This is a genomic window from Acinetobacter sp. UBA3132 (assembly GCF_002364825.1).
Lineage (GTDB): Bacteria > Pseudomonadota > Gammaproteobacteria > Pseudomonadales > Moraxellaceae > Acinetobacter > Acinetobacter schindleri.
Genome location: NZ_DEZM01000138.1, coordinates 26,423 through 35,096, shown reverse-complemented (window position 1 = coordinate 35,096; position 8,674 = coordinate 26,423). Strand labels below are relative to the sequence as shown.

Annotated in this window: 8 protein-coding genes; 2 read left to right on the top strand and 6 right to left on the bottom strand. The window is 39.7% G+C overall.

What is annotated here, in order from left to right; all coding sequences use genetic code 11:
- Positions 1-270: 270 nt before the first annotated feature.
- The 5 genes from B4033_RS07480 to B4033_RS07460 form a co-directional block, all read right to left on the bottom strand.
- Positions 271-1,149, bottom strand: a complete 879-nt coding sequence (locus B4033_RS07480; RefSeq protein WP_071321278.1) for a DUF3426 domain-containing protein — start codon at positions 1,147-1,149, stop codon at positions 271-273.
- A gap of 14 nt (positions 1,150-1,163) precedes the next feature.
- Positions 1,164-2,066 (bottom strand): 50S ribosomal protein L11 methyltransferase, encoded by a 903-nt coding sequence (gene prmA / locus B4033_RS07475; RefSeq protein WP_286832931.1) that lies wholly within the window; start codon positions 2,064-2,066, stop codon positions 1,164-1,166.
- 134 nt (positions 2,067-2,200) lie between these two features.
- Positions 2,201-3,088, bottom strand: coding sequence for a bile acid:sodium symporter family protein (locus B4033_RS07470; protein WP_004812629.1), 888 nt, complete (start codon positions 3,086-3,088; stop codon positions 2,201-2,203).
- An 81-nt stretch (positions 3,089-3,169) separates the two neighbouring features.
- Positions 3,170-4,060, bottom strand: a complete 891-nt coding sequence (locus B4033_RS07465) for a bile acid:sodium symporter family protein (RefSeq protein ID WP_286832930.1) — start codon at positions 4,058-4,060, stop codon at positions 3,170-3,172.
- A gap of 126 nt (positions 4,061-4,186) precedes the next feature.
- On the bottom strand, positions 4,187-4,531 hold the full coding sequence (locus tag B4033_RS07460; protein ID WP_004894381.1) for a hypothetical protein: 345 nt from the start codon (positions 4,529-4,531) through the stop codon (positions 4,187-4,189).
- Positions 4,532-4,796: 265 nt separating this feature from the next.
- Here B4033_RS07460 and mnmG point away from each other — a divergent pair, with 265 nt between their 5' ends.
- Positions 4,797-6,677: a tRNA uridine-5-carboxymethylaminomethyl(34) synthesis enzyme MnmG gene (gene mnmG, locus B4033_RS07455; protein WP_286832928.1), complete on the top strand. Its 1,881-nt coding sequence runs from the start codon at positions 4,797-4,799 to the stop codon at positions 6,675-6,677.
- A 42-nt stretch (positions 6,678-6,719) separates the two neighbouring features.
- Here mnmG and B4033_RS07450 read toward each other — a convergent pair whose 3' ends face one another.
- Positions 6,720-8,171, bottom strand: coding sequence for an SIR2 family protein (locus B4033_RS07450; protein ID WP_286832927.1), 1,452 nt, complete (start codon positions 8,169-8,171; stop codon positions 6,720-6,722).
- Between the two features lie 127 nt (positions 8,172-8,298).
- Between B4033_RS07450 and B4033_RS07445 the strand changes: the two genes are divergently transcribed.
- Positions 8,299-8,625, top strand: coding sequence for a hypothetical protein (locus B4033_RS07445; protein ID WP_286832926.1), 327 nt, complete (start codon positions 8,299-8,301; stop codon positions 8,623-8,625).
- Positions 8,626-8,674 lie beyond the last annotated feature (49 nt).

Below are 8,674 nucleotides of genomic sequence, written 5' to 3'. Positions count from 1 at the left end.
AGCTTGACACATCTCAGCCAGTTGGTCGAAATATAAGCGTAACAATTGTTAAATTTTTGTTACCGACCAAAAATCAAACAAAAAAATCTGCATGATACGCAATAAGTGTTAGAGCGCATTAGCAAGACTGTATTTGTTGTGAAAAATTAGCGAAGAGTTGGCAGCACATAGCTTTCGTGGCGCGTATAATACCATTGTCTACAAAAAAGTGAGCAAGAAAACTGCATTTTTTTTTAGTTTTTTTATCTTTTTTGATAGTTTTTTTCAATATCAAGGACGAATTATTTCTAAACTATAGCTATCGAAACTTTTTCGCTTGACTGGAACCTGAAAGTCGAATTTAAAAGGACTATTTTTTGGAATACGCTGGATGCTCACTAAACTTTCAATCAGGTATTCTGAAGGTGAAAGCGTATAGGAAGCAGTAATCACCCCATTATCTTTTAAGTCGAGACGCAAAACTGGCATGGCCAGGCTGCGATCATGATAATTGATCAGTTCACCTGTAAATCGGGTTTGCTTCGAATCTGATGCCGTGACTTTAACATTTTTGGTATTAATCAGATCGTAATGCTCTTCCATATTAGAACAGTTGAATACATCACAAACAGCATTAAACGCTGTACCCATCACATGACTATTCTTTAAGTACTGTGGATTAAACCAGAAGAACTGAAAAACTAATATGCCGAGTAACAATACATTTATTGCTGTCCAGCCAATATATTGCAAGATAGAGCGCTGACTTCTGTCATCTGTATCTTCTTCCCAGTTCATGGCTGGAAGGGCACTGATGGGCTCGGTACTAAAATAGTTTAGATTATTCAAATAGGTTTTGAGATCAATATTCGAGTTTTCAACTTTTTCATCAAAAATATGTAAAAGATTGTTTAGGCGAGAAGAAATCTTGCTGTTATATAAGTCTGCATCAAATTGTGATGTAGGTTGAGCTGGACTAAGAGACTCAACATTAGCTTCAGGGGGGGTGCCAGTGGCCGAAGGCTGAGGTTCGGTCACCAGATAAGAAAGTGCATTAAATGAGGTGGTGCATTTGGGACAACAAACCATACCCTGAGCAATGGTTAACTGAGCAACCGTTACTTTGTAGATTGTGGAACAAGTCGGGCAGAGGGTTCGTTTATCACTCATACATTCACGCTTATTTAATTCTTATGGCGTTTACCAGAAATTCGACACCAGTATTCATCACGCTTCGCTACTTCTAATATATCAAAATGATTAGAGTAAATGCTAGTAACATCAGTAACTTGTTCTTCAATAACACCCGCAAGTGCAAATTCACCCTCAGCTTTTACCAATTCTGCAAAGTGCGGTTCAAGCATCATCAGTGGACCTGCCAAGATATTAGCAACGAAAACATCTGCTTTTGTTGCACCAAGCTCTTCGTTAAATTCTTCCGGTAAACCTACATAAAGCCGATCAAGTACACCATTGAGTTCAGCATTTTGTTGGGTGGCCAAGACTGCTTGTGGATCAATATCGGTTGCATATGCTTTTTTCGCGCCAAGTAGCAGGGCAGCAACCGCTAAAATGCCTGAACCACAGCCATAGTCAATGACGATTTTGTCTTTGAGATCTGTTTTTCCCAGCCATTGCAGGCAAAGGTAAGTAGAGGCATGGTTGCCTGTACCAAAAGCCAGACCTGGATCGAGCTTGATATTTACTGCATTTGCTTCCGGTGGTTCCATCCATTCTGGCACAATCCAGAACTTGTCAGAAATCTGAATTGGCTCATAAGCATCCATCCAGGTGCGTTCCCAAGCTTGATCTTCCAGAAATTCATGACGGATAGGCGCTTCAGGCATTTGTGCACGAATAAAGGTTTCGAGTGCGTCGACATCGATTTCTTCGCCCTCTTCTTGTGCATAAATACCGGTAACAATCACTTTATTCCACAACGGTGTTTCACCTGGAAGTGGTTCAAGTAAATCCTGATTTTCAGCATCATCCAGCGTCACGCTCACCGCACCCAGCGAGCTGAGTAATGTTTCAGTGAAATCAACCTGAGCCTGATCAACCGTAATATGAATTTGTAACCACTTCACAGAAATAACCTTATGTATATCTTTTCAAAAAGCTATTGTAACGGAAGTTCCGGTTTTTGTGCGGCTAGATTGCTGTGCAGGTGTAAATAAAAAAAGGATGCCTGAGACATCCTTCTGAAGGTTTTAGACTTTATCTAATCTAGATTTGTCAGGGGTTTTTGTACCTGAAGCGGTGCAAGTCGATTCAGTAAAGTGCCAAAAATTGCAGCAAATATATACATAAAAATAGAATAAACTGCCGCTGGCATTGCTACTGCTGAGCTGCCAATCACGGTCAGGGCAATGGTCATCGCAAGGGTACTGTTATGAATGCCGATTTCAAAAGCACTGGCGCGGGCTTGAGCGCTATTAATGTTAAGGAGTCGTGGAACCAGATAGCCGATGCCAAGGCTGAGGATACAGAATAAGGCAGTTGCCAGTCCGACTTGAGTCAGATATTCACTGATATTGGCACGTTCCTTCACAATGGTTGCGACAATAATAAGAACCAGAAAAGTAATAGCAAAAATCCGCAGTGGTCGATTCAATTTTGCTGTCACACCTGGTGCATAATGACGAATCAGCATGCCAATCCCAACTGGAATCAGAATAATCGCAAAGACCTGCAAAATTTTGCCAAATTGCAGGCCAACTTGCTGACCATCCTGCATGAAGTGCAAGATCGAGAAGTTAATAATTAAAGGCAGGGTAATTGCAGCAATGACTGAGTTGATTGCTGTCAAAGTAATATTCAGTGCTAGATCACCTTTGAATAGGTAGCTAAACAGGTTGGCTGTGGCACCGCCTGGAGAAGCAGCCAAGAGCATCAAACCGACTGATAACAGTGGTGGTAAAGCTAGTAGTTTACATAGTGCAAAGGCGATTCCCACCAGGATAATCAGCTGACAGAAAAGTGCGATGAGTACAGCTTTGGGATGGCGGGTCACTCGGCTAAAGTCACGTGGGGTAAGTTCAAGTCCAAGCCCCATCATAATGATCGCTAAAGCCAGTGGTAACAATATGGTAATAAAGCCAGAATCCATCTGTATACTCCTTATTTAAATGTCTTTTTTATCTATTTTTAAGTCCAGCATACAGAGGAAATTATGGTTTACATAGCGTGTTTACAAATCTGATAAACGATGCTTAGATTTCTGATAAATGATGCGTTGACGGCTCAGGATAATGCCAAAAAAGGTGGCAAGAGTGTACATGACAATAGTATAGATACCCGCAGGGATGGCAATAGTATTATTGCCTAATACGGTAATAGCGATAGTTATGGCAACAGCGGTATTATGAATGCCCACCTCAAAGGTACAAGCACGTGCCTGACGGTCTGGAATACCAAGCAGTAAAGGTAGGCAATAACCAATAAACAGGCTGGAAAAGCCAAAAATTACGGTCGCAATTCCGATGCTATTGAAATATTCCATCAGATTATGGCGTTCGCGTACGACTGCAAATACAAATAATGCAATGAGGAAGCCAATTGCGAAAATACGCATTGAGCGATTGACAGTGATTGTGAGCCTTGGGAATTTAGCCCGTAATGCCATACCGAAGATAACAGGAAGTAATATGATAAAAAATACCTGAACCATCTTCATGGCTGGCATGGTAATGGTATCGTCACTGCCCAGGAAAAAATGTAAGGATAAATTAATAATAAAAGGCAGGGTGAAGATCGATATAAAAGTATTAATTGTAGTCAGGGTGAAGTTAAGCGCTAAATCACCTTTATATAGGTAGCTGAAAAGATTGGCAGTTGGTCCACCCGGAGAGGCTGCCAGCAGCATTAAACCCACTGCCAGTAGCGGCGGCAAATCCAATATGATACAAATCAGAAAAGCCAGACTGGTCAACAGGATCAGCTGGATAAATAAGGCAATAAAAATGACCTTAGGATAGTTGAATACACGAATAAAATCCTTGACGCGTAATTCAAGTCCTAACCCCATCATTAAAATTGCCAGCAGTACCGGCAATAAAAAAACAAAAAATACCGAATCCATAGAATGTCCTTTTTATTATTGGATCTTCATTTTTAAATTAAGTTTAACGTAAATTATTAAATAATCAATAGAAAATGGGCAAAACCTCAATTTTGCCCATTTATTCTTTTATCACTTCAAAGAGCTTTATTTAGGTCGAGGGGGAGTGAAGCCCAAGGCACATTTACCACTAATTTCCTGACCATTAACGGTGGTTGTGGTGTTTCCAGAAGCGTCCTGACAAGCACTGTAAATTTCAGCTTCATCACCCATTAAGGCTGTTTTAGAGTTGGAAAAAAACTGTGGTTCACAGGTTCCGTTCCAGATAATACCACGATGAGCAAAAGTTACGGCATCACCAGCTGATTTGCCTTTACAGACTTTTTGATACAAATCTGGATTGTAAACTTTAGCAACCTTATCATTTGCAGTTGCCATGCCTGTTACTGATAGTGCACCGAGCATTATTGAAAATAATATTTTCTTATCCATTTATTTCACCTTTTTTCTTCGTGTGGCGTCAAATTTACATCTTAGAAAATACTCAGCTGCATACAATTGCGATCAGGTAACCAATACAAGCTCTATGTATTGATTTATCGGTGTTTTGCTAAAAAATGAAAGATTAAGTGACAATTAAGAAGGTTTATAAAAATACGATAGGGTGACCTTGAATTAATTCCACTGAATTTGTCAACTATTCTGCAATTTTTGCTATAATCTTCGGCTATCCTTTTTTAATCTCTCAAATACCACTATGCACTATCCTAAAGTATACGATGTCATTGTGATCGGTGGCGGTCACGCAGGTACGGAAGCAGCATTGGCTGCGGCGCGTATGGGTCGACAGACTTTACTCTTAACTCACAATATTGAGACTTTAGGGCAGATGAGCTGTAACCCAGCCATCGGTGGTATTGGTAAATCGCACTTGGTGCGTGAAATTGATGCCTTGGGCGGTGCAATGGCACTTGCTGCTGACAAAGGCGGTATCCAATTCCGAATTTTAAACTCACGTAAAGGTGCTGCGGTTCGTGCGACGCGCGCGCAGGCTGACCGTGTACGTTATAAAGCTGCGATTCGTGAAACATTAGAAAACCAAGCGAATCTTGATATTTTTCAACAAGCAGCGGATGACCTGATTGTTGAAGGCGATACCGTTAAAGGTGTAGTAACCCAAATGGGTATTCGCTTTGATGCGAAAACTGTGGTGTTAACTGCAGGTACATTCTTAGGTGGTGTGATTCACGTCGGTCTTGAAAAATCAAGCGGTGGTCGTGCAGGCGATCCACCATCAATTTCATTGGCGCATCGTTTACGTGAACTTCAACTTCCAGTCGGTCGTTTAAAAACAGGCACGCCCCCACGTATTGATGCACGTTCAGTTGATTTCTCTGTAATGACACCACAGCCGGGTGATTTCCCATCTCCGACCATGTCATTCATGGGTGATGCTTCAATGCACCCTGAACAAGTGAACTGCTGGATTACACATACCAATGAAAAAACTCATGACATTATCCGTGGCGGTTTAGATCGTTCACCAATGTACACAGGTATGATTGAAGGTGTCGGTCCACGTTACTGCCCATCCATTGAAGACAAGATTCATCGTTTTGCCGATAAAGACTCTCACCAAGTGTTCTTGGAGCCTGAAGGTTTAGATACGCACGAGTTGTATCCAAATGGTATTTCAACATCATTGCCATTTGATGTGCAGTTTGAATTGGTGCGCTCAATCCGTGGTATGGAGAATGCACACATTCTTCGTCCAGGGTATGCGATTGAATACGATTACTTCAACCCGCAAGCGTTGAAATTCACTTTGGAAACCAAAGCGATTAATAACTTGTACTTTGCAGGTCAAATCAACGGTACAACAGGTTATGAAGAAGCAGGTGCGCAAGGTTTACTGGCAGGCTTGAACGCAGCACGTCGTGCGTGGGATCAAGAGCAATGGACACCAAAACGTGATGAAGCGTACATGGGTGTATTGGTTGATGACTTGATCACTTTAGGTACCAAAGAACCGTACCGTATGTTCACTTCACGTGCGGAATATCGTTTGATGCTGCGTGAAGACAACGCAGACCAACGTTTAACACCAATCGGTCGTGAAATGGGTCTGGTGGATGATGAGCGTTGGGCGGCTTACTGCGAGAAAATGGAAGCGGTTGAAAAAGAAACAGGCCGTTTACAACATCTTTGGGCGGCACCAAACAATCCAATGGGCAAAAAATTCGTTGAGATGACAGGTGCAGATCTTTCGAAGGAATGTTCAGCGATTGATTTGTTAAAACGTCCGAACATTACCTTCGCTCAAATTGCTGAGTTGACGGGTTCAGAAGTGTCTGCGCAAGTAGGCGACCAAATTGAGATTGCGGTGAAATACGAAGGTTATATTAACCGTCAGCATCAAGACGTTGCACAAATGAAACGTTTGGAAGAAACCAAGATTCCTGCTGATTTTAACTATGACATCGTTTCAGGTCTTTCTCGTGAAATTACCTTGAAGTTAAAAGATGTACGTCCAGAAACACTTGCGCAAGCAAGCCGTATTCCGGGTGTAACCCCTGCTGCGGTTCAACTGGTGATGATTACGATTCGCAAGAATGCACAAACAAAAAAATCTGCCTAAGATTTGATGTTAAAAAAACCCGCTTAATGCGGGTTTTTTTATTTAAAATGGCAAATAGTCGTGCTGTTTAAGTTCTTGTATAATGTATTGATACCATTCAGTATCGTGATAATTATTAGAGTTAAAAATATTTTCGAATTCTTCTAGAGAGGGATAGCTATATTTATTAGAAGCTCGCATAAGGTTCTGGTTGGTTTTGTATTTATCGCCTTTAATACAATGGTGAACTGCTAATGTAAATGTCCGATCAGGATCTATTTTTAAGGCAATTTTTAATAAGTTTAATGCTTTGTCTAAATGTTCCTTATTTTGTGTTTTTTGAGAATATGCAATGAGCCTAATAGCATAATTATTTAAACAAACCCAATTTTGGTTATTGATTTTTAATGCACATTCATAAAGAGCAAAACATTCTTTAATTTTATTTTCTGAATATAAGTCTCTGGCTTGCTGATCGTATGCCCAAACAATTTCATCAATCATTTTGGGATTAAGACCAGAGGTAGATTCTTTAGAGGGAAATTTATGTATAAATACAGTATATAAGCTAGTTATTAATGATTTGCTTCCGCGTTCAATTAGATGTTCCCTTAGATTTTGTAGAATGTCTAAGTTGTCACCGAGTGGATAGGGCTGTACTTGACTAAGCTGCGCTGTTAAAAAGGTATAGGGATTTAAAAATAGTTTGGGTGGAAAACATTTTAATTCTTTAGCAAGCTGAATCAAAAAATGGTCAGCATCAATATTACCAATGTAATGTGTTAGATTACTGTTCTCCTTTAGGAAATCTTTTACAGAATCTGCCTCTATATCATCAATATTTTCTTTTCTTCCAGTCCATATAAGACGATGCTGCTCTGAATATTTAGCTTTAAGTAAAGGGAAAAATTCATCAGCATTGCCGCTATATCCAATAAATAGACTAGGGTTTGTGTTTAAAGTTGCAGCAATAAAATCACCGAGTAGTTCTGTATGATCTTGTGTTTCTTCTTTTGTATTTAACTGAATAAAACCTGTTCCTTGACCATGTAAGTGGACGATTGAAGGGTCGTTAATCAAGTGATAGAGGTGGGGGTTAGCTGTTGCAAAATCATAAATTGACGGATGTAAGCCTAAGAAACTACAGGCTCGGGATAATATGCTATCAAAATTAAATGTGAGTACTCGTTGAACATAACCTTCCTGCATTAAACAAGCTAAAGCGAGATGAGCCCAATTAATCTTTTGATTTTTTATAATGTAGGGTTCTAATAATTGTCGTCTTTCATGTTTATCCAAAGCAGACATATAAAGAGCAGAATTATATTTTTCGTTTTCAGAGTTTATATTCTTTATTTGAATAGGGAATTTTTCTTTAATTTCACTTATTAGCTCTATTGCTGTTGGAACGCCAGCGGAGCGAGAGCAGCCTGCACCGGTAAAGAAAACATAAGGCTTTTTATTATCTTTCGCTTGTTTTAAAAGCTGGGCAACTTCTTGAACAGAAAAACTCATGTTATTTAATATTTTAAAGTTGATATTTAGTTGGATTGTACATGTTAAAAATTAAACATGAATCTTTTTATAAGTAAAATGCGAGTATTTGATAAAATAGTAAAAGTTTTTAAATTAGATTTTCATTATGCCTTACCAACTCGTCGAACTTGATATCCAAGCCACTGACAATATTGCTTGCCCTCATTGCCATCAAGACATCATTAATTGGCAAGAAGAACAATATGTCCAACCTTGCGAACATACGCTCTTTATCGCTATGGATATTGGTTTTGAGTACATCACCGATGAATTTGAGCAAACTATGCGAAAGACAGTCGATGAGCTGCATGCCAATGATGACATCGTCAACATGTTCAAAGAAATCACCACAAGTACTTATTCGAATTATCTGATTTTAAAATCGGATCTAGGCGCGGCAGGTTATTCGCGTTATATCGGTTTAACAGTGTAAGAATCTCATTACTATATATAAGCAATAAAAAAGCACCCAAGGGTGCTTT